The sequence below is a fragment of the Campylobacter sp. VBCF_01 NA2 genome, from assembly GCF_027797205.1.
In the GTDB taxonomy this organism is placed as follows: domain Bacteria; phylum Campylobacterota; class Campylobacteria; order Campylobacterales; family Campylobacteraceae; genus Campylobacter_B.
Genome location: NZ_CP115607.1, coordinates 271,480 through 292,007 on the forward strand (window position 1 = coordinate 271,480; position 20,528 = coordinate 292,007).

The 20,528-nt window shown below is 41.2% G+C and carries 22 protein-coding genes; 17 read left to right on the forward strand and 5 right to left on the reverse strand.

Annotated elements, in window-relative coordinates; translation table 11 throughout:
* The first annotated feature begins 171 nt into the window (after positions 1-171).
* Positions 172-594: a hypothetical protein gene (locus PF027_RS01490; protein WP_270872194.1), complete on the forward strand. Its 423-nt coding sequence runs from the start codon at positions 172-174 to the stop codon at positions 592-594.
* A gap of 144 nt (positions 595-738) precedes the next feature.
* On the opposite strand, the gene uvrB is transcribed toward PF027_RS01490, so the two are convergent.
* Positions 739-2,715 carry an excinuclease ABC subunit UvrB gene (uvrB, locus tag PF027_RS01495; RefSeq protein WP_270872195.1) on the reverse strand — a complete coding sequence of 659 codons (1,977 nt, stop codon included), beginning with the start codon at positions 2,713-2,715 and terminating at the stop codon, positions 739-741.
* 71 nt (positions 2,716-2,786) lie between these two features.
* On the opposite strand from uvrB, the gene PF027_RS01500 reads away from it, so the two are divergent.
* The 3 genes from PF027_RS01500 to PF027_RS01510 are packed head-to-tail and all read left to right on the forward strand — an operon-like array spanning position 2,787 to position 3,744.
* Entirely contained in the window at positions 2,787-3,044 is a 258-nt protein-coding gene (locus PF027_RS01500; RefSeq protein ID WP_270872196.1) for a hypothetical protein, read from the forward strand.
* A gap of 2 nt (positions 3,045-3,046) precedes the next feature.
* Positions 3,047-3,286: a hypothetical protein gene (locus PF027_RS01505; protein WP_270866722.1), complete on the forward strand. Its 240-nt coding sequence runs from the start codon at positions 3,047-3,049 to the stop codon at positions 3,284-3,286.
* Positions 3,283-3,744: a hypothetical protein gene (locus tag PF027_RS01510; protein WP_270858294.1), complete on the forward strand. Its 462-nt coding sequence runs from the start codon at positions 3,283-3,285 to the stop codon at positions 3,742-3,744. Before PF027_RS01505 ends, PF027_RS01510 begins: the two co-directional genes overlap by 4 nt.
* On the opposite strand, the gene PF027_RS01515 is transcribed toward PF027_RS01510, so the two are convergent.
* The 4 genes from PF027_RS01515 to PF027_RS01530 are packed head-to-tail and all read right to left on the reverse strand — an operon-like array spanning position 3,745 to position 7,354.
* A complete protein-coding gene (locus PF027_RS01515; RefSeq protein WP_270872197.1) occupies positions 3,745-4,281 on the reverse strand; it encodes a phosphatidylglycerophosphatase A family protein in 537 nt (178 codons plus the stop codon).
* A gap of 25 nt (positions 4,282-4,306) precedes the next feature.
* A complete protein-coding gene (locus PF027_RS01520; RefSeq protein WP_270872198.1) occupies positions 4,307-5,380 on the reverse strand; it encodes a sulfate adenylyltransferase in 1,074 nt (357 codons plus the stop codon).
* On the reverse strand, positions 5,358-6,224 hold the full coding sequence (locus PF027_RS01525; protein WP_270872199.1) for a hypothetical protein: 867 nt from the start codon (positions 6,222-6,224) through the stop codon (positions 5,358-5,360). Before PF027_RS01525 ends, PF027_RS01520 begins: the two co-directional genes overlap by 23 nt.
* A 2-nt stretch (positions 6,225-6,226) precedes the next feature.
* Positions 6,227-7,354: a bifunctional 2-C-methyl-D-erythritol 4-phosphate cytidylyltransferase/2-C-methyl-D-erythritol 2,4-cyclodiphosphate synthase gene (locus PF027_RS01530; protein WP_270872200.1), complete on the reverse strand. Its 1,128-nt coding sequence runs from the start codon at positions 7,352-7,354 to the stop codon at positions 6,227-6,229.
* Between the two features lie 192 nt (positions 7,355-7,546).
* Between PF027_RS01530 and thiC the strand changes: the two genes are divergently transcribed.
* The 13 genes from thiC to PF027_RS01595 all read left to right on the forward strand — a co-directional run bounded on the left by thiC (position 7,547) and on the right by PF027_RS01595 (position 20,417).
* Positions 7,547-8,890, forward strand: coding sequence for a phosphomethylpyrimidine synthase ThiC (gene thiC / locus PF027_RS01535; protein WP_270870941.1), 1,344 nt, complete (start codon positions 7,547-7,549; stop codon positions 8,888-8,890).
* Positions 8,887-9,654 (forward strand): SDR family NAD(P)-dependent oxidoreductase, encoded by a 768-nt coding sequence (locus PF027_RS01540; RefSeq protein ID WP_270870942.1) that lies wholly within the window; start codon positions 8,887-8,889, stop codon positions 9,652-9,654. The genes thiC and PF027_RS01540 overlap by 4 nt, the downstream gene beginning before the upstream one ends.
* 68 nt (positions 9,655-9,722) lie before the next feature.
* A complete protein-coding gene (locus PF027_RS01545; RefSeq protein WP_270866730.1) occupies positions 9,723-10,790 on the forward strand; it encodes an Mrp/NBP35 family ATP-binding protein in 1,068 nt (355 codons plus the stop codon).
* Between the two features lie 140 nt (positions 10,791-10,930).
* Positions 10,931-12,106: a YbfB/YjiJ family MFS transporter gene (locus PF027_RS01550; RefSeq protein ID WP_270870943.1), complete on the forward strand. Its 1,176-nt coding sequence runs from the start codon at positions 10,931-10,933 to the stop codon at positions 12,104-12,106.
* A complete protein-coding gene (locus PF027_RS01555) occupies positions 12,082-12,294 on the forward strand; it encodes a tautomerase family protein (RefSeq protein ID WP_270872201.1) in 213 nt (70 codons plus the stop codon). Before PF027_RS01550 ends, PF027_RS01555 begins: the two co-directional genes overlap by 25 nt.
* A gap of 33 nt (positions 12,295-12,327) precedes the next feature.
* Positions 12,328-13,149, forward strand: a complete 822-nt coding sequence (locus PF027_RS01560; protein WP_270866733.1) for a LysR family transcriptional regulator — start codon at positions 12,328-12,330, stop codon at positions 13,147-13,149.
* 123 nt (positions 13,150-13,272) lie between these two features.
* Positions 13,273-15,645, forward strand: a complete 2,373-nt coding sequence (locus PF027_RS01565; RefSeq protein ID WP_442867884.1) for a molybdopterin-dependent oxidoreductase — start codon at positions 13,273-13,275, stop codon at positions 15,643-15,645.
* Position 15,646: 1 nt separating this feature from the next.
* Positions 15,647-16,177 (forward strand): hypothetical protein, encoded by a 531-nt coding sequence (locus tag PF027_RS01570; protein ID WP_270872203.1) that lies wholly within the window; start codon positions 15,647-15,649, stop codon positions 16,175-16,177.
* A gap of 128 nt (positions 16,178-16,305) precedes the next feature.
* Positions 16,306-17,433, forward strand: coding sequence for a cation diffusion facilitator family transporter (locus PF027_RS01575; protein WP_270872204.1), 1,128 nt, complete (start codon positions 16,306-16,308; stop codon positions 17,431-17,433).
* 62 nt (positions 17,434-17,495) lie between these two features.
* Positions 17,496-19,088 (forward strand): ABC-F family ATP-binding cassette domain-containing protein, encoded by a 1,593-nt coding sequence (locus PF027_RS01580; RefSeq protein WP_270872205.1) that lies wholly within the window; start codon positions 17,496-17,498, stop codon positions 19,086-19,088.
* Positions 19,088-19,291, forward strand: coding sequence for a sulfur carrier protein ThiS (thiS, locus tag PF027_RS01585; RefSeq protein ID WP_270872206.1), 204 nt, complete (start codon positions 19,088-19,090; stop codon positions 19,289-19,291). Before PF027_RS01580 ends, thiS begins: the two co-directional genes overlap by 1 nt.
* A gap of 1 nt (position 19,292) precedes the next feature.
* On the forward strand, positions 19,293-19,925 hold the full coding sequence (thiF, locus tag PF027_RS01590) for a sulfur carrier protein ThiS adenylyltransferase ThiF (protein ID WP_270872207.1): 633 nt from the start codon (positions 19,293-19,295) through the stop codon (positions 19,923-19,925).
* Positions 19,926-19,931: 6 nt separating this feature from the next.
* Positions 19,932-20,417, forward strand: a complete 486-nt coding sequence (locus tag PF027_RS01595; RefSeq protein WP_270872208.1) for a hypothetical protein — start codon at positions 19,932-19,934, stop codon at positions 20,415-20,417.
* The last annotated feature ends 111 nt before the right edge of the window (positions 20,418-20,528 follow it).

A 20,528-nucleotide genomic window follows, 5' to 3' on the forward strand; every position in this document is an offset into this window, starting at 1 on the left:
CAATAAAAATGTTAATTATTTAGGCTCAACGGAGTTAGAGTTTAATTTCCGTTGAGTCTTTTTTTCTATTCAATACCCAAGCATATAAATAGTATATGTGCTTTATAAAGAAGTTATAAGTATAGATATATTAACATATCGAGTGCCAATTAATATAAAAGGTGTCTTTGTATGAGTAGTAAATTATCATTTTTAGTATATGCTTTAATTATATTGAATTGTAATGTATTTGCTAATGATATAATAAGTAAAGAAAGTGGTGAGAATAAACTTATTGTTACTTGTGATTACTATAATGGTGAACAATTTATAGAATCACTAGTTATTTTTGATAATAATTTAGAATGCCCTACATTTAATTCAGAGAGATTTAAAAAATTAAAGTTAAAAAATAACTTATACTATATTAAATATAAAAATAATATAGTAAATTTATTAGAACAAGAAATAAAATTATCAGTTGAACTAGCTTTTTTAAATAAGTCAATATTCCCTAGTAGTAAAAAACAAAAGGAATTAAATAAAAAACTATATAAAATCGGTATTGAAAAAACAAATTTATTTAAAGAAATACAAAAAGAATTAAAACCATAATATAAGTATCGTAAGGAGGGTATCCTTGCCCACCAAAAAATAGAGACTATCAATCTCTCTGACAAATCACTTTTGTTTGAGAATTATGGGCTTTAAATTTGGATTTGTCAGAGTTTATTTTATGGTCTCAAATTTAGCCCAAATTTAGAGTTTTTTCATTTTCGCTATTTCATCTCTTAACGCAGCAGCTTTTTCGAATTCCAGCGCAGCAGCGGCTTCTAGCATTTGCTTTCTTAGCTCTTTTATGATTTTGGCTCTCTCGGCGGCTGGCATTTTTTCTAACTTTTTCGCTTTGGTTAAAATTTCAGCCCCATCATCAATTTTTAGGCTTTCTTCTATGTTGCGACTTGCCGAGTGTGGCGTTATGCCGTGAGCGCGGTTGTATTCATCTTGGAATTTGCGTCTAGCCGTGGTTATATCGATAGCACTTTGCATTGAGCGGGTGATTTTTTTGCAAAACATCACAACCTGCCCGTTTAAATTCCTAGCAGCCCGTCCCATAGTCTGAATAAGGCTAGTTTCAGAGCGCAAAAAGCCCTCTTTATCGGCGTCAAAAATCGCAATCAAACTAACTTCCGGCAAATCCAAGCCCTCACGGAGCAAATTTATACCGATTAACATATCAAATTCGCCTGATCTTAGCCCTCTGATTAGCTCATTTCGCTCTATTGCGTCGATGTCTGAATGCATGTATTTTACTTTAATTCCTAGTTCAAGGTAGTATTTGCTAAGCTCTTCTGCCATTTTTTTTGTTAGCACGGTTACTAAAATTCTCTCGTTTCGCTCTATTACTTTTTTTGCCATATCGTGCAGGATTTCGACTTGATTGTCGCTATCTTTTATGAGAATTTCGGGGTCTAAAAGCCCTGTCGGACGCAAAATTTGCTCCACAACCTTTCCGCCGCTTAAATTCACTTCGTATTCATTTGGCGTGGCTGAAACGAATAAAAATTTGCCTTTTTTGCTGATAAATTCATCAAACATCAAAGGGCGGTTATCAAGCGCACTAGGCAGGCGAAAGCCGTATTCTACGAGCGTTTCTTTGCGACTTCGATCGCCTGCGAACATACCGCGAAACTGCGGCAAGCTCACATGGCTTTCATCGACGATAACTAGGTAGTCTTGCCCCTTGCTCTCGTAGTAATCAAATAGCGAATACGGCGTCTCTCCGGCGTTTTGCCCCGTCAAGTAGCGCGCGTAGTTTTCGATCCCTTTGCAAATGCCCGTTGCACTCATCATTTCAAGGTCAAATTCGACCCGCTGTTTTAGGCGCTGGGCTTCGACGAGCCTGTTTTCATTTTCAAAAAATTTTAATCTCTCACCAAGCTCTTCTTCAATGCCTTTAATCGCCGTTTTTAGGCGGTTTTCGCCGACGATAAACTGACTTGTGGGATAAAGGATAAATTTAGCCACGCTTTTTGTTTTTTTATTTTCCAAAACATCGAAATGATACATCGCTTCAAGCTCGTCGCCAAAAAATTCTAGCCTTATGGCTTCGTCGTTAAAATACGCCGGATAAATGTCGATCGTATCGCCGTTAGCGCGGAAATCGCCACGATCAAAAAAATTATCATTGCGTTTATATCCCATATCGACGAGTTTGCGAAGTAGAAATTTGCTAGAAAAACTTTGCCCTAGTTCAAGGTGAAGCACCATGCCTTTGTATTCGGCAGGGTCGCCCAAGCCGTAGTTTGCCGAAACCGAAGCTATTGTAATAACATCGTCAAAACTTAGCAAACTAGCCGTGGCTGAGAGGCGAAGGCGTTCTAACTCATCATTTATGGAGCTATCTTTTTCGATAAAAAGGTCTTGGCGCGGAATGTAGGCTTCTGGCTGATAATAATCATAATAGCTGATAAAATACTCGACATGATTTTGCGGGAAAAAGCCCTTAAATTCGCTATAAAGTTGCGCTGCAAGGGATTTGTTGTGTGTCATTATGAGAGTTGGAATTTGCAAATTTGCGATGATATTTGCCATAGTAAAGGTTTTTCCGCTTCCGGTAACACCGAGCAGTGTTTGATATTTTTCGCCGTTTTTGATACCCTGCACGATTTTTTCTATCGCGTTTTTTTGATCGTCGCTTGGGGTAAATTTTGATGATATTTTAAAATTTTGCAAATTTTTCCTTTATTTTAAAGCTAAATTTGGTTAGAATAAAAACTTTAAATTATATCTAAAAAAGGACAAATATGGAATCAATCTTTGATGAAGAAAAAAAAGTCGAGAGTTTGGGTCAAAAGGTCGAGGAGCTTATCAGAAGATACAGCGAGGCTAGGGAAGAAAATGCGAGATTGCGCGCAGAGCTAGTTAGTATCAAGGCGCAAAATGAGGCGATTAGTATGCAGCTTGGCACGCTAGAAGAGGACGCCGAGTATCGCAAACTAAGCGACGAGGAGCTTAGCAAAAAACTAGATGAAATTTTTGCAAAAGATGATTTTGACAACTAAAAATGAGAGAAATTTCAGTTAAATTTACAAGCAAATCTTTGAGCAAAGAGTATTCTATTAGCCTAGAAGATGAGTTTGCACTCAGCTTCGAGCGGGACTGGCGCGAGATTGCAAGAGATGGTTTGCATGTAGATGTGGGCGAGCTTTTGAAGGCATATATTCAAAAGAGTTATGAAAATTATATGTTTTCTAGCAAAATAGAGGCTATTTCAAAAAACATCGATGAAGGAGTGAAAAGATGAGTAAAGGCGGAGCAGGCGGTAGCGGACTAGGTAGTCTGATTTTAATCATAGTCGTGATTTTTTTCGGCGTTAAGGTTGTGTGGCCGAAATTTACATCTCTTACAGACGGACCATTGGCGGCTTCTGCTGTGACGGATTTGGATAGGTTTTTTAAGGATATCAAAAGCGATTATGACGCTAAGGGCGAATTTAGAGAGCTTAAAAACATGACAAGCGTGCGCCAGTTTAGCGACGAGGATTTAAACGCGAAAGTCGTAGTCGGCAAGCCTATCAAATACGGCGTGGGCGTCAAATCTAAGGGAAATATGGAAATGTGCGCAGATATCACGCTCAAACACGACGGAAATTTATACTTTATGGAGCTTTATCCTATAAACAAAAAAAGCAATCTTTGCAAAACTTTCCATAATTTAGAGACATTTAAAAAATATTCTCGCTTTAATGTAGGTAGAGGCTGATTAAAAAATCAGCCCTCCAATTCCAAATTTAATCATCAATGAAAAAATAATCAAAACCCCAAGCCCAGCGAAAAATCCAGCCAAAATATCATCGCTCATCACGCCCAGACCGCCCTTGATATCGCGATCGGCGCGCCCTATGATAGATGGCTTCCATATATCAAAAACCCTAAATAGCACAAGGGATAAAATCATCGCAAGCCACGAAAGCCTGCTAGCTTCAAAGCCAGAAATAATCTGCGCGAAATCTATCCCATACACTTCGCCCACGCTAGCACCGATGCTCATAGCGATCCACACGCCCACGACCTCGTCGATTACGATTTCACTATTATCGTGCGAGCCGACCTGCTTTTCGTATTCGTCAATGATTTTTAGCGAGATTACAAAAACCAGAGCAGCGCACAAAAACAGCGTCGTTCCTCCCGCAAGTGATAAAATCACAAGCCCTACAATCCAGCCTGCCACGCTTCCCCAAGTCCCAGGCGCAGGTCGCAAAAGCCCACTTCCAAAAAATGTAACAAATAGCTTATTCAAATTTTCTCCTTTTAAATTTCAAATTTCAAGTTTTTAGCGCGCTGGTTTGATACAGCCTCATTAACTCTTCGTAAAATTCACTTTCGCTCCTAGGCTCGATAAGTCCGTCGTTAGGGAACAAATCATCATAAAGGGCTTGCAAATCGGCGAAGCGATTAGGGAAAAGCTGGGCCAAAATCATCGCCGAAATCTCCTTTCGCATGAAAAGCGCAGGCGGCAAAATCCCAGCATAGAGCATGGCTTTGAGGTTGCGCGTGTGATAATGCACATGGTGGTGCGAGCCGTGCGGGCAGTTTTTCACGCTAGAAAGAACCTTGCATTTGTTGCAATACACATACTCTGGCATGAGCCAAATTTCGAAATTTTCGTAATCGCAAAAATCCAGCACAGAGTGCATATCGCCGTGGTCGAAATACCCCGCCACATGCTTGTGTTTTTGCCCAAAGACGACCTTATTTATGCCAAGATTGTGCGCTATGGCGCATTCAAGCGTAGGGTCGGAGTGGTTATTTAGCGCGCTAAAATCGTTTAAATCTATGAGCAAAATCCGCCCTTTTACAAGGAAATTTTCGCACAAAAACTCCAAGGTTTTTTTTCGCAAATTTGCGCTAAATGCGTCGCTTCTGCTCGAACCTACCAAAAAAATCACCACAAAATCAGCCTTGTCTATCATCAGGCGAAGTAATCTTTCATGCACCCTGTGCAAGGGATCTGCCATGGTGAAAAAGGCTGAAATTCTGGGGTTTTTGAAGCTTGATTTTCGCGCGAAAAATTCCGCAAACTCATCACCAATTATATGCGAATTTAGGCTAAGCTCGCCCCTAATCGCCTCATTTCCTGGGCGTTTGTTTTCAAAAACAGAGTTTTGTTTTTCGTCGTCTGTGATTTTTTGCGATGAAATAATTTTTAATTTTCCGCAAATTTCGCCTTCACAGATCAAATTCACTTCCGCGCCAGCTCTAAATTTCCCCGCTACAAAGGCGAAATTTTTGCCGTTTTTTAGCCTATCTTCGCCCCCAAATGCCCCAAATTTCAAAAGGTGCAGGGCGCAAAGCTCGCTTTTTGAAATCTCAATGCTATTTTTTTCGCGTGATACCATATTTTTTTCTCTTTTCCCAAAGCGATTTTCGCGAAATCCCTAAAATCGAGGCGAGCTCAGAGTCGAAATACTCACCCTGATGCGCTAAAATCGCAAATTTCAAATACTCTTCCAGGCTTAAAATTTTGTTTTTCGCGCAGTATGGAGAGAGTAAAATTTCATTTGAGTTTTCGCTAAATTCCATAGAGCAAACCTCCAAAACTAGCCGTTTTTCGGCAAAATTTGATAAAATTTGCGCTCTTTTGGCAGGCGATGTTTTATCAAATTTTTGCACGAATAAAATTTCGTTTTTTATTTTTAAGTTTTCGCAATTCTCGCCATTAGCGATTATGATTTTTGCGCCAAAATTTTGGGCGATTTGATGAGCGCATAAAAGGCGCGAAATTTCATCATAGCCCTTTAAAAAAAGCGGAAATTTAAGCTTTTGCGCGCTTATTTTTGGTGTGTCGTAAATTTCTTTTAGCGCGCGCAAGAGTTCGTCATTTCGCTCTTTTTCACGCAAAATTTGCTTAAAATACGCGTAGTGATCGAGCTTTTTGATGAGATCTTCTATCATAAACGGCTTTAAAATATAATCCGTCGCGCCCGCATTTATGGGCGCTGTAACCGTGTCGTTGCTGATGTATGAGACTAGCATTATCACGATTGCGTTTTTGTGGCGCGCAATCACGCTTAGCAAATCGCCACTCCCCCATGATGATGAGAGCAAAACAGCGTCGAATTCCCCAGCGTTCAGGGCTAGTGGCAGGGTGGAAACCACGGTGCATTGGTGGTTTAGCGCGCTTAGTTTTAGGCTAAGTGAGTTTGCCAGGTAGCTTTCCTTTTCGGCGATTAAGATTTTCAAAACTAATCCTTGATAAGCAGTTTTTTCCAGTCAAAATACTTTAAATTCACACTCGCAATCACCGCAATGCCCTCGCTTCGCCCTACAAAGCCTAGTTTTTCGGTTGTGGTCGCTTTGACATTTACCTTTTTTGTGCCTAAAATTTCGCACAAAGCTTTTCGCATTTGCTCTTTGTATGGGCTTAGTTTGGGCTTTTGCGCCATTATGGTAATGTCTGCATTTACGATTTCAAAGCCATAGCGGTGAATTTTATCTGTTACTTTTCGTAACAAAATTTTCGAATCAATCCCTTTGTAAGCCTCGTCTGTATCAGGGAAAAGTTCGCCAATATCGCCAATCCCAGCTGCCCCGCACATTGCATCAATTAACGCGTGAATCGCCACATCGCCGTCGCTGTGAGCGATGAGCGAATACTCGCAAGGTATTTTTACGCCACAAAGCGTGATAAACGAGCCAGCTTCTAGCGCATGCACATCAAAGCCGTTTCCGCAAAATGTCTCCGTGCAAACGCTAGGAAAATCAAAATTTTCTAAATCGCAAATTCGCGTGATTTTTCTAGCCGAAATTTCACCCTTTACAAAGCCAAGGCTCCCGCCTACGCTTTTTATGGCTAAGCTATCGTCTGTGAAAATTTGCTCGCTTTGCAAGGCTTTTTTTAACAAATTTGTGCGCGAGAGTTGTGGGGTTTGGATTAGTTTAATCTCATCGCGCGCTATCTCGCGCTCGCCCAAATACGCCGTGTCATTTACGCCTAAATATGGGCTTACGCAGTCAAATTTGCCCAAATTTTCAAGTAGCGAGTTTATGAGATTTTGAGAAATACTAGCCCGCGCTACATCGCTTACTAAAACAAACTCGCTTTGCACCATTTCAAGGGCATTTTTAAGCGATTTTTGGCGCATATCGCCACCGGAGACAAATTCGAATTCATCGCAAAATGAGCGCATGTATTTTAAATCTTGCGGATTAGCTACGATTATGATTTTTGCGAAATTTGCCTTTTTTGCGAGATCTTTGGCGACATGTAGCCACAGCGGATCATCGCCTATGCGAAGCCACTGCTTTTTTACGGGGCTAGCAAAGCGCGTAGAATCCCCAGCGGCGAGTAAAACGAGTGATATTTCAGACATTTGATTTCCTAAAATTTTAAAAATGTTACGAAATTATACATATTAAATTTAAAAAATAGTGAAATTTTGGCTAAATTTTGCAAATTTTGCCAAGCGGTGTTACGAATTTAAACACGCAAAAAAGATTTAAATTTTGCTTTTTTGTAGTAAAATTCTATCAAATTTCACAAATTTTCGCATGAAAGGTCAAAAATGCAAACCCCAAATTTAAAAGACTGCGCAACCCCAACTCAACTTTTTTACGCTAAAAATGGTGTTATCACCCCACAAATGGAGGCTGTCGCAAAAACAGAGTGTTTGGAAGCCGAATTTATCCGCTCTCAAATCGCACAGGGAAAACTCATAATCCCAGCTAACATAAATCACAAAAACCTAGTTCCTATGGGCATTGGCAGGGCACTAAAATGCAAAATCAACGCAAATATCGGCTCTTCTAGTCTTAGTAGCGGCATAGATGAAGAGATCGAAAAATTGCGCCTTTCGATAAAATACGGCGCAGACACCGTCATGGATCTAAGCACGGGCGGGGATTTGGACGAAATTCGCCGTGCAATCATCGCAAATTCAACCGTTCCAATCGGCACGGTGCCGATTTATCAAATTATCCATGACATTAAGGATTTAGACAACCTAACGCCACAAATTATGCTTGATTGTATCGAAAAACAGGCTAAGCAAGGCGTTGATTATTTCACTATTCACGCTGGATTTTTGCTTAAATTTATGCCGCTTGTTGCCAAACGCAAAATGGGAATCGTAAGCAGGGGCGGCTCATTAATGGCGAGCTGGATGATGAAACACCATAAAGAAAATCCGTTTTACGAAAATTTTGACGCCATTTGCGATATTTGCGCGAGATACGATGTTTCGCTCTCACTGGGCGATAGTTTAAGGCCCGGCTGCTTGTATGACGCCACAGACGAAGCCCAAATGAGCGAACTAGCCGAGCTTGGCAAACTTGCAATTAGAGCAAATGCAAAAAATGTTCAAGTTATGATTGAAGGTCCCGGTCATGTGCCGTTTAATCAGATTGAATTTAATATGAAAGAAGAGCAAAGACTTTGTAACGACGCTCCGTTTTACATACTTGGACCACTTCCCACAGACATCGGCGCAGGGTATGATCATATCACAAGTGCGATTGGCGGGACGATGGCAGCGTTTCACGGGGCTAGCATGCTTTGCTATGTTACGCCAAAAGAGCATTTGGGTTTGCCAAACGCAAAAGATGTCAGAGAGGGCATAATAGCCCATAAAATCGCAGCCCACGCCGCAGATGTCGCTCTTGGCAAAAAAGGAGCGATCGAGCGAGATCACGCTATGAGCGACGCTAGATATAAATTTGACTGGAACAAGCAGTTTGAGCTCTCCCTTGATCCTGAGCGTGCGCGCGAATATCACGACGAGAGCCTGCCTGATGAGGGCTTCAAAAATGCAGAATTTTGCTCAATGTGCGGACCAAAATTTTGCGCTTACAAGATTTCAAAGCAAATCGCAGAGCAAAATTGCGAACACTTTCCAAAAGAGAATAAATGAATAAAACTGCCTTAATTACGGGAGCTAGTAGCGGTTTGGGGCGCGAGTTTGCGCGGATTTGTGCTGAGGGCGGATATGATTTGGTTATCACAGCGCGAAATACTGACGCGCTAAACGCCCTAAAAAACGAGCTTGAAGCTAAATTTGGCGTGAGAGTTTTTATCTTTGGGGCGGATTTATCGCAAAATATTAGCGCGGATAAAATTTGCGAATTTGTCCGTGAAAATTCCCTAAAAATCGATATTTTAATCAACAACGCAGGTTTTGGCGACCATGATGAATTTACTAAAAGTAATCTAAAAAAACAGCTTGAAATGGTGCAAGTAAATATCGCTAGTTTGCTAAATTTAACGCACTATTTCGCAAATTTAATGATTGAGCAAAATGGCGGAAAAATCCTAAATATCGCCTCTGCTGCCTCGCTCACAGCGGGTCCAAAAATGAGCGTGTATTACGCAAGCAAGGCATTTGTGCGAAATTTCAGCGTAGCCCTAGGCGAAGAGCTTCGCGCGCAAAATATCAGCGTTACGGCGTTTTGCCCGGGTCCTGTGGCTACAAATTTTGGCGAAAGGGCAAATGTAAAAAACGCTAAAATTTTTGCGCGTTCAGATGACGCTGGCGCCGTGGCAAGGCGAGGGTTTGAGGCGATGATGAGTGGCAAAACGCTAGTGTATGACGGCAGGTTTATGCTTCTAGCGAACCTTTTGACTCGCATTTTCCCGCTTAAATTTTGCGCCAAAGTAACAGGCTTTTTAAACGGCTAAATTTAAAAAAAATTTCAAACTTTTTAAATATAATGCGCCTTTTATCAAATTTCAAAGAAAGAGGAAAAATGAGTAAAGACGAAATTTTAAACGCGCTTCGAGGCGTGATTTATCCGGGGTTTTCGAAATCTATCGTTGATTTTGGCTTTGTAAAAAGCGTGAGTGAGGGCGAAAATCCTGTGATAGATATCGAAATCCCAAGCCAAAAAAGCGAAATTTCAATGCAGATTAAGGCTGAAATTTTAAATTTAATCCCAACTGCGCAAATTTCGATTAAAACACCAAAACTAGCCCCCGAGCAGAGCAATTCGCGCTCTGGTAAAAATATCGCCCCACAAATCAAACATTTTGTGATGATTAGCTCAGGCAAAGGTGGCGTTGGCAAATCCACAACAACCCTAAATTTGGCGATTTCGCTCGCAAAACTTGGTAAAAAAGTAGGCGTGCTAGACGCTGATATTTATGGTCCAAACATGCCACGCATGCTAGGCGAAGAAAACACCCAAGCTAGCGTAATTGGACAGAGATTAAAGCCAATCGAAAGCCACGGAATCGAAATGATGAGTATGGGCGTGCTAATCGAAGCAGGTCAGGGGCTAATGTGGCGTGGGGCAATGATAATGAAGGCAATCGAACAGCTTCTAAAAGATGTCGCGTGGAGTGATTTAGATGTGCTTTTCATCGATATGCCACCTGGAACTGGCGATGCGCAAATTACGCTTGCCCAAAGCGTGCCAGTAACAGCTGGTGTGTGCGTAACCACGCCTCAAACCGTAGCCTTAGATGACGGCGCTAGGGGGCTTGATATGTTTGAGAAGCTCCATATCCCGGTGGCTGGAATCATTGAGAATATGAGCGGATTTATCTGCCCTGATAATGGCAAAGAATACGATATTTTCGGTCGTGGCGGTGCGCAAAAGCTAGCTAGTGCTTACAATACCAAAGTCATCGGCGAAATCCCAATCGAAATCGCAATCCGCGAGGGCGGCGATAATGGCAAGCCAATTAGCTTTTATGCGCCAGATTCTGTGAGCGCGAAACGCTACGAGCAGGCTGCGCGCGCGCTGTGGGAAAAAATCGAAGAGGTTGATAGGGAGAATTTGGCTGATAATTCAGCGATTCAACCACAGGCTTAAATTTCAAATTTCACCTACCAAACGGCGAATTTTTGCCGTTTGGTATATAAATTTCATATATCACAAATCGTTATTTCATATTTGACTTTAAATCGTTTTTATTGATACAATCTCGCAAAAATCCAAATTTAAGAAAATATATGAAATTTAACGATATTAAAATTTTACTAGCTGGAATTTGCGCTTTTATCGTGGCTATCGGCACGGCGCGATTTGCTTTTACAGCACTTTTGCCACCAATGCTAGGTGATTTTTTAAGCGTAGAACGGGCTGGAATTCTAGCCTTTGCAAACTACACTGGATACTTCGTAGGCTCCTTTGCCACGGTCTTTGTGCGCGGGGGAGAGTTTAAAATTTTGCTTTTTAAACTAGCACTTTTTCTAAGCATTTTTACGACAATTATTTTAGCATTTAGCGAAAATTACTACCTTTGGTTTGGCGCGAGAGTGGCCGCAGGAGTGGGTTCGGCGCTGGTTATGGGCGTGGGTTCGTCATTTGTCTTTGACCTGCTATCTCATAACAAACAGGCTATGGCGTTTTATTTTGGTGCGGCTGGTATTTCTATCGTGCTAACCTCGCTTGTGGGAAATTTAGCTCTTGTGTTTTTTCACTGGAAAATCGCGTGGGTTTTTTTGATAGTTTTTTCGCTTCCTTTAAGCATTTTCGCGCTAAATACACTCACGCCTAGGCGTGGTAAAAACGCCAAATTTTTGGTCGCAAAAAGCGAAAAATTGCCAAATTTGCTAATTTTGAAAATTTTAATCTTCGCATATTTTTTGGAGGGCATGGGATTTGTGGTGCAGGCTAGCTTTTTGCCCGATATCATAAACCGTGTAAAAGGGCTAGAAAATATGGGCACTTATGCGTGGTATTTGGTGGGCGTTTTCGCGATGTTTGGGCCGTTTGTGTGGGTGAATTTGGGGCGGAGATTTGGCGGAGTAGAGATGATGATAGCCTCGCTTTTGCTACAAATTTTAGGGATTTTAATCCCAGTGTTTAGCCAAAATTTAATCTTAAATTTATTAAGCGGTGCTATATATGGAAACACGATGATGGGGCTAACTGCGCTATTTATGAGCTATGGGGCGAGTCTAGCGCCCAAATCATCGGCACCGATTATGAGTGCGCTAACGGCTGCGTATGCCATAGGAACGATAATCGCGCCGTTGTATTGTGCTAAAATCTTTAATATCTATCAAAGCTACGATAGGGCGCTAGTTTTAACCGCGATTTTTGTGGGACTTAGCGCACTTAGTCTAGGGGTGATAAAATTTTTAAAAAAGGAGCAAAAATGCCACTTATCAATGTCAAAATGACTATCGAGGACGGCGGTTTGAGCGTGGAGCAAAAAGGGGATTTAGTCCGCGCGCTAACAGACGCTTTTGTGAGGGTTGTCGGTCGTGGCGAGAAAACCTGCGTCGTTATCATCGATGAGCTTAGCACCGATAACTACGCAATCGGAGGCGAGACGATAACGGCTATTAGAGCAAAGCAAAAATCATAAATTTCATAAAATTTCTTAAATTTGGAGATAAAAATGGATTCAAATTTATTAAAAGTTTTTGTCGCAGTCGCTGGTGAGCGAAGCGTAACACTAGGCGCAAAAAAGCTAAAACAGGCTCAATCAAACATCACAGCTCGTATCAAACAGCTAGAAAACGATCTTGGCTTTAAGCTTTTTCACAGAGTTCCGCAAGGCGTTTTGCTTACCAAAGAGGGCGAAATGCTCTATCCTAGGGCATGTGAGATTGTAAGCAAAATCGAGCGGCTAAACAAGGAGATTAAAAAATCCAAAGAATTAAGCCTGCGCGTAGTCTCCACAGAAGCAAATGCTGCGGTGCGCGTGGTGCCGTTTTTGCTAAGGCTTTATAATGACTTTAAGGGTGCTTCGTTAGAGCTTACCACAAATACGACTGCTGGGTGCCTTAAATGGCTACTTGATTACAAGGCTGATATTGCCTTTGTAAGCGGAATAGTAGAGCATAAAGATTTAATGACGCTAAATATTTTCGATGAGACAATGGTCATCGCAAGTCCAAAGCAAACGAGCGAAAATATGGTGTTTTTGGCATATCGTAAGGGGTGTGCTTATAATGATTTTGCGATGAAATATCTGCAATCTCGCAAAATAGAGGCTAAAATTTTCGAATTTGCTAGTTATGAGACGATTTTAGGCTGTGTGGAGGCTGGGATTGGGCAGACGATACTGCCACTGAGCATAATCGAAAAGCTTGGATACGATAAAAAGCTAAATTTGAAAATTCTTTCCAAAAAACAGGCAAATATCCCAACTACAATGATTTGCAGGAAGGATAATGTCCCAAATATCGAGCAGTATCTACGCGATATGAAATTATAAATTCCATATCGTTTTTTTATATGCACTCTATCGTTAGTTGATATTTGATTTCATTTTATCAAAGTTGTATAATTTTTGAAATTCCAAAATTCCTAACGATAGGGGGCAAGTATGAAAGATCAAATTTCAACTTCTAGGCGCAAATTTTTGCAATCATCGGCTGTGGTGGCTAGCATGGCTGCTACGGCGTCATTTAGCGCAGAGACAAAACCTGCTAAAAGCGTCGCTCACGCTAGTGGGTATGGCGCGTTTTATGCGGATTTAGACGAGAGTGGCAAGGTCGTCTCAATCCGTCCGCAAGAATCAAACAAAGATCCTAAATTCCCAGGTATCGAGGGCTTAATCGATAGAAATATGAAAAACCGCGTAAAGTATCCTTGCGTGCGAAAAAGCTTTTTGGAGGGCAAAAACACTCCCGAGCTTCGTGGCAAAGAGGAATTTGTGCGAGTTAGCTGGGAGAAGGCTTACGAGCTTGTGCTAGAAAAATTAAAAGCCGTAAAACCAGAAGAAATTTTTAATGCTAGTTATGACGGGTGGAGCCACCCAGGTATTTTGCACAATACCGTCCCGCTTCCTGGCAGGTTTTTTAATATCGCTTTTGGCGGTGCGGCGATTACGAGTGGGGATTATAGCGTAGGTGCTGCAAGTAGGGTAAATGGCTCGATTACGGGCGATTTGGAAGTTTTTGCATTGCAAACTACGCACGAAGTGATTTTAGAAAATACAAAAACCTATGTGCTTTGGGGTGCGGATATTTTAAAATGCAATCAAATCGATTATCGTATCGCAAACCACGCAAATGTGGCGTGGTATGAAAAATACGCCAAATCAGGCATTAAATTTATCGCGATTGATCCACAATACACTCAAATCGCGCAAAAATTCGGCGCACAGTGGATTAAAATCCGCCCAAATACCGATGTCGCGCTAATGCTTGGTATGATGCACTATCTATACACTAGTGGAAAATATGATAAAGAATTTATCGAAAAATATACTTATGGTTTCGATAAATTTTTGCCATATTTGCTAGGACAAAGTGAAGACAAAATCGAAAAAACCCCTGCTTGGGCGGCTGGTATTACAGGCGTGAGCGAAGAAGATATAAAAAATTTAGCCGATTTATTTGTAAGCGATAGAACGCTACTAGCTGGAAGTTGGTCGCTTCAAAGGGCGCAGCATGGCGAACAAATGCAGTGGGCGATGATAGTTTTGGCTTGTATGATAGGTCAAGTCGGGCTTCCTGGTGGTGGATTTGGTTTTGCATTGCATTACAACGGTAACTCACAAGCTAGAAGTGGCGTGAAAATGCCTGGCGGAATTTCACAAGGCAAAAACAAGGTTGATTTGATAATCCCTGCTTCAAGGGTAAATGAAGCGCTTTTAAACCCGGGAAAAGAGATAAATTTCAGAGGCGAAAAGATCAAACTTCCACATGTCAAAGTCCTTTATGCAGTAGGAACGAATATCCTAGGTCATCACCCAGATACAAACGAGGTTTTAAAAGCACTAGCCAAGGTTGAGACTATCATTTCCCAAGAGCCGTTTTGGACGCCGATGAGCAAGTGGGCGGATATTGTTTTGCCGACAACCACACAGCTCGAAAGAGATGATATAGCTTATGGCGGATCGTATTCACAAGACTATGTTTATGCGCTCAAAAAGGTCTTTGAACCGCCATTTGAAGCTAGAAACGACTATGACATTTTCGCCGATATGGCAAAGCTAGTTTCTGAAAAAGCGTGGCGACAATTTACCGGTGGCAAAGATAAAATGGAGCAAATAAGGGGACTTTATGAGCGTAGCGATTGTCCAAATTATATGAGTTTTGATGAGTTCTGGGAAAAGGGATTTGTGCATTTCGAGCCTGGCGAAGAGGCACGAAAATTCGTGCGACTTGGCGCATTTAGAGCAGATCCGGTAAAAAACAAACTCTCTACCGAAACAGGCAAAATTCAAATTTATTCAGATAAATTTGCAAGTTATAATCTGCCTGATTTTAAGGCGCACCCTATGTGGTTCGAACCTAGCGAGTGGCTAGGAAACAAAGAGCTTGTAGCGAAATTTCCATTTCATATTTTAAGTCCGCACCCAGCATATAGAATTCACTCAAATTTGGATAACTCCGATTTTATACGCAAAATTTGCAAAGTCGGCAACAGAGAGCCTGTAACCATAAACGACGAAGACGCGAGCGCACTTGGTGTCAAAGACGGCGATACGGTTGAGATTTACAATGATCGCGGTAGGGTTCTAGCTGGCGTAATCGTAAGCAAATCCATAATGAAAGGCGTAGTAGCACTTTGCGAGGGCGCGTGGTATGATCCAGACGAAGAGGGCAGAGACCAAGCAGGACACATAAATGTGCTGACAACCTCAATTCCTACTTCACAAATGGCGCAGGCTACTTCTGCAAATACTTGCCTAGTAGCGATTAAAAAAGTAGATGTCGCCCCATACAAAGGCATAAGCGAACCAAAAGTAATCGAGGGCTAAGATGAAAAAAATAGTTGTATTTATGGCGATTTTGCTAAATTTGGCGTTTGGCGAGACGAAATTTATCGCGGATATCAAAACCGATTTGATTGATCCAAATACTAAAAGCGTGGTTGGCGAAATTTTAGAAGGAACGCCAGTGGAAATCATCAAAGATGACGGAAAATTCGCCCTTGTCGAAATTAGTGGCGAAGTAAGCGAGAATGATGATAAAATTTTGGCTCTTAAAAAAGATCCGCTTGTGGTATTTTTCAAAATGAAGGAGCAAAAGGCTACGCCAAAGGCGCAGTTTTTGGTAGATAGCACGAAGCTTGGCTCAGATCCGCTTGAAGCGTGGGAAGAGGTAGAAATGCTATATTACGATACTTGCAGTTCGTGCCACGCCGCACACAAGCCAAAAGAGCATTTAATGATCGAGTGGGACGCGCTGATTACAGCGATGCAGCTTTTTGCTAAAATCGACGATGACGAAAAAGCAAGGCTTCTTCGCTATGTCCAAGCCTATGCAAAAGACGGCATAGTCAAGGAATAAAAACTTTCTTTCAAACACTTTCGCGCTAAATTTTACTTCAAATTTGGCGCGATAAATTCTCTCCTTTATTATCAAATTAAGCTTTATTTTGATAAAATCGCGCCTTTTAAATTACAAAAAGGAAATCTATGCAAATCCCAGAAAAGGTCGTTCCACGCGATAAAATCATCGTTCGCACAGGGCTAGTTGGAATTCTTACAAATGTGATTTTGGCGCTGTTTAAGGGGGCGATTGGGTTTTTTACAAACTCCATTGCTATCGTAATTGACGCCATAAACAATCTAAGCGATGTGCTAAGCTCGGTCATTACGATTGTAGGGCTTAAACTTGCTGGCAAAAAGCCAGACAAAGAGCACCCCTACGGGCATGGCAGGATCGAGTATCTCACGGCTCTAAGTATCGGCGTGATTATCCTATATGCGGGGTTTGCGGCGCTTATTAGCTGTGTGCGCAAGATTTTTGCTCCGCTCACGCCAGATTACGACGGCGTTTCGCTATTTTTGATTGCAGTTGCGGTCGTGGTAAAAATCGTGCTTGGCTCATATACCCAAAAAATGGGCGTCAGGGCAAATTCTGACTCGCTAATCGCAAGTGGAATTGACGCGAAATTTGACGCGCTAGTGTCGTTTTCGACGCTAGTGGCGGCGTTTATTTTTATATTTTTCGGCGTGGCTTTGGAGGCGTATTTGGGCGTGATTATTTCGCTATTGCTTATCAAAACAGCTGCCGAAATTTTAAAAGACACTATCAATAAAATTTTAGGAAGCCCCCTAAATATCGAGATTGCAAAGCAAATTTACACTGAAATCAAAAAAATCGACGGCGTGCTTGGTGCGTATGATTTGATGTTTCATGACTATGGCCCTGATAAAATGCTGGGCTCTGTGCATATCGAAGTTAGCGAGGATATGAGCGCGGCTAGCATAGATACACTCACGCGAAAAATTCAGAGTGAAATTTTCGCCAAATTTAGCGTGGTTATCGATACTGTGGGCATTTATGCGCTAAATTTAAAAGACAAAAAAACCGCTAAAATTTATAGTGAAATTCAAAAAATAGTTTTTAGCGATGAAAAAATTTTGCAAATGCACGGATTTCACGCAAATTTGACCGAAAAAATCATCAGTTTTGATGTGATTATTGATTTTGACGCGATTAACCGCGAGCAAATCCACCAAAATATCATCAAAGAAGTCAGCGCTAAATTTAGCGATTATGAAATTTTAATCGCCCTTGATAGCGATTATAGCGCCTAAATTTTGGCTAAATTTAGCCTTTTTTTGTATAATCGCAAAATTTTAAATTCCAAGGATAAAAAATGATAGAAATCAAAGATTTAGTAATGCGTTTTGGCAAACAGCTGCTGTTCGAAAATGTAAATTTGACGCTTTTAAAAGGCCATAGATACGGACTAATCGGCGCAAACGGCGCAGGTAAATCGACGCTACTTAAAATTTTAAGTGGCGAGGTCGAGCATAGTAGCGGCGAAATCGTCGTCGAAAACGGCCGCAAAATTGGCGTGCTCGGGCAAAATCAATTTGCGTTTGAGGAATTTTTGGTAAAAGACGCGGTTTTGTATGGCAACAAACGCCTTTACGACGCCGTCAAAGAAAAAGAAAAACTCTACGAAAGCCCTGAATTTACGGACGAAATCAACGACCGCTTGGCTGAGCTTGAAATCATCTGCGCCGAAGAGGATCCAAACTACGAGTATGAGACGAGAATCGAGAAAATTTTAAGCTCGCTGGGATTTAGTGAAGATGAATTTGGCAAAAAAATGAGTGAAATCGAGGCTAGCGACAAGGTTAAAATTTTACTAGCCCAGGTGCTGTTTCCTAAGCCTGATATTTTGTTTTTAGACGAGCCGACAAACAACCTTGACATCGACGCGATTGCGTGGTTGGAGTTCGAGCTAAACCGCCACGAGGGCACTATGGTCGTCATCAGCCACGATAGACACTTCCTAAACCGCGTCTGCACGGACATTTTGGATGTGGATTTCAAAAAGGTGCGCGAGTTTAGCGGGAATTACGACGACTGGTTTATCGCGGCAAATTTGATAAAAAAACAGGCTGAATTTGAGCGCGACAAAAAGGTTAAAGAAAAGGCGGAACTCGAAAAATTTATCGCCCGTTTTAGCGCAAACGCTAGCAAGGCCAAACAAGCCACAAGCCGTCAAAAACTGCTCGATAAAATCGACATTAGCGAGATTGCGACATCTTCTCGCAGGGAGCCAAGCATACTTTTTAAACTAGGGCGCGAGATTGGAAATGAGATTTTAGAGCTTAGCGAGATTGATAAGAGTTTCGGCGAGATTAAAATTTTGCAAAATTTCAATTTAAAGCTTTTAAAGGGCGATAAAATCGCCGTTATCGGGCGAAACGGCGTGGGTAAATCGACGCTGTGCAAGATCATCGTGGGCGAAATGGCGCCAGATAAGGGCAAGGTGCATGTGGGCGCGACTATCGAGCAAGGATACTTCGCGCAGGATACGAGCTCGGTGGTGAGTGGAGATGCGAAGCTGTATGATTATCTCAGAGATGAGAAAAACAAGGATTTAGACGAAATTCGCAAGTGCCTTGGGCGAATGCTTTTTAGCGGGGCCGAGCAAGAAAAAAGCGTGGGTGCGCTAAGTGGTGGCGAAAAACACCGCGTAATGCTAAGCAAACTAATGCTAACTAAGCCAAATTTTTTGGTGCTTGATGAGCCAAACAATCACCTTGATTTGGAGGCGATTATTGCTCTTGGCGAGGCGCTTTATAACTTCGCTGGGTGCGTGATTTGCGTGAGCCACGACCGCGAACTAATCGACGCTTTTGCGAATAGAATTTTGCACCTTAAAGGAAACGGCGAGATTGTGGATTTTCGTGGGACTTACGAAGAATACAGAGCGAGCCTGGGGGAAGAGTGATGATAAAAGTGCGCGTAAATGGGCGTGAGTGCGAGTTTGACGCCGATATGAGCGTGGAAGAATTTTTGCTTTCGCAGGGGTTTGATTTGCGTTTTATCGCCGTGGAAGCCGACGGAGAGATTTTATCAAAAACGCTTTGGAAAAGTTCGCAAATTTCAGATTTTAAAATTTACGAAATAGTCGAATTTGTCGGTGGTGGGTGAAATGCTGAATTTAAAAAACGAGAGCGAATTTAGGGCTGAAATTTTCGCGCGAAATCCGCGTGGCGTGAGCGAAATTTTATCACGCGCCAGGGTTTGCATACTAGGAGCTGGTGGGCTTGGCTCAAATGTCGCTATAATGCTTACTCGCGCTGGTGTGGGTGAGTTTTTGCTTGTAGATTTTGATATTGTCGAGCCGTCAAATTTAAATCGCCAACACTATTTCTTAAAACATCTGAAAATGCCAAAAACTATGGCTTTAAAAGAGCAAATTTTGGAAATCAACCCTTACGCAAAAGTGGAAATTTTAAACGAAAAAATCACTAGCGAAAATGTGCGTGAGATTTTACGGGACGAAAAAATCATCTGCGAGTGCTTCGACGGAGCCGAAAATAAGGCGATGATAGCGAATTTATCGGCTGAGTATAGGGATAAAATTTTCGTTTGCGCTTCTGGTATGGCGGGACTTGGGGAGGCAAATTTTATCCAAACTCGCAAATTTGGGGCAAATTTATATCTTTGTGGCGATAGCACAAGCGGTGCAGGGCTTGAAAATGGATTAATTTCTGCGCGAGTAATGCTATGCGCCGCCCGCCAAGCAAATGCCATGATAATGGCGATTTTAGGTGGAATTTAATATAAAATGAATAATTTTTTTCAAAATAATAAATTTGATAAGCCGATTTTGATATTAGAACAATCTCAATCCATAGTAGCAAAAATTTTTATTCTTTGTTTTACGGGTTTAATGATTTTTACTATGTTTCTTGGTGTAGGCAGTATTACTCTTGATGAGATTAAATTTAAAATTACAGGTTTGATTTTGCTTATATTTGCTCCATTTGCTTATTTTTATATTTTAAAAATCAAACAAATACTTTGCTATGATAATTTTTTGATTGTCAAATATCCATTTTGGAAATCTGTGTTTTATTATGATGACATAAGATATTATTGGCATAATTTTCGAATGCAAACCCTTCAATTATTTTCGAAAAAACGCAAATTTGTTTTATTTATGCGAGTTGTGTTTGTTAGTTATTATCTATTTGACAAAAATGATATTAAAAAATTTGAAAATTTTTTGGAGAGCAAAAATATACATAGGTACAGATTTAATTTGTTTTAATTATTTGTCATTGCGAGAAATTGCGTAGCAATTTCGTGGCAATCGCCAATAGTTAATGAGCCAAAATGCGAATTTGCTTATGGATTATTCAGAATTTGGCGATTGCTTCGT